1 rRNA gene is annotated in these 1336 nt (G+C 51.9%); it reads right to left on the bottom strand.

The window, feature by feature from the left end:
• Positions 1-27 precede the first annotated feature (27 nt).
• Positions 28-1336 (bottom strand): 23S ribosomal RNA (locus tag ACLPIE_RS22475); the annotation flags it as partial.

Raw genomic sequence — 1336 nt, 5'->3', positions numbered from 1 at the left:
ATCTCTCTAAAACACCTTCGGTGTTGTCAGGTTAAGCCTCACGGTTCATTAGTATTGGTTAGCTCAACATATCGCTATGCTTACACACCCAACCTATCAACGTCTTAGTCTTAAACGTTCCTTTAGGACCCTTAAAGGGTCAGGGAAGACTCATCTCAAGGCAAGTTTCCCGCTTAGATGCTTTCAGCGGTTATCTCTTCCGCACTTAGCTACCGGGCAATGCCATTGGCATGACAACCCGAACACCAGTGGTGCGTCCACTCCGGTCCTCTCGTACTAGGAGCAGCCCCTTTCAATCTTCCAACGCCCACGGCAGATAGGGACCGAACTGTCTCACGACGTTCTAAACCCAGCTCGCGTACCACTTTAAACGGCGAACAGCCGTACCCTTGGGACCTACTTCAGCCCCAGGATGTGATGAGCCGACATCGAGGTGCCAAACACCGCCGTCGATATGAACTCTTGGGCGGTATCAGCCTGTTATCCCCGGAGTACCTTTTATCCGTTGAGCGATGGCCCTTCCATTCAGAACCACCGGATCACTAAGACCTACTTTCGTACCTGCTCGAGCCGTCACTCTCGCAGTCAAGCTGGCTTATGCCTTTGCACTAACCGCATGATGTCCGACCATGCTTAGCCAACCTTCGTGCTCCTCCGTTACTCTTTGGGAGGAGACCGCCCCAGTCAAACTACCCACCAGACACTGTCCGCACCCCAGATTATGGGGCAACGTTAGAACATCAAACATTAAAGGGTGGTATTTCAAGGTTGGCTCCACGCAGACTGGCGTCCACGCTTCAAAGCCTCCCACCTATCCTACACATCAAGGCTCAATGTTCAGTGTCAAGCTATAGTAAAGGTTCACGGGGTCTTTCCGTCTTGCCGCGGGTACACTGCATCTTCACAGCGAGTTCAATTTCACTGAGTCTCGGGTGGAGACAGCCTGGCCATCATTACGCCATTCGTGCAGGTCGGAACTTACCCGACAAGGAATTTCGCTACCTTAGGACCGTTATAGTTACGGCCGCCGTTTACTGGGGCTTCGATCAAGAGCTTCTCCTTACGGATAACCCCATCAATTAACCTTCCAGCACCGGGCAGGCGTCACACCGTATACGTCCACTTTCGTGTTTGCACAGTGCTGTGTTTTTAATAAACAGTTGCAGCCAGCTGGTATCTGCGACTGGCTTCGGCTCCATGAGTAAATCACTTCACCTAATGCCAGCGTGCCTTCTCCCGAAGTTACGGCACCATTTTGCCTAGTTCCTTCACCCGAGTTCTCTCAAGCGCCTGAGTATTCTCTACCTGACCACCTGTGTCGGTTTGGGGTACGATT

Origin of the sequence: Providencia sp. Me31A (assembly GCF_050487165.1) — a bacterium.
GTDB lineage: Bacteria > Pseudomonadota > Gammaproteobacteria > Enterobacterales > Enterobacteriaceae > Providencia.
This window is presented reverse-complemented; position numbering and strand designations above follow the sequence as displayed.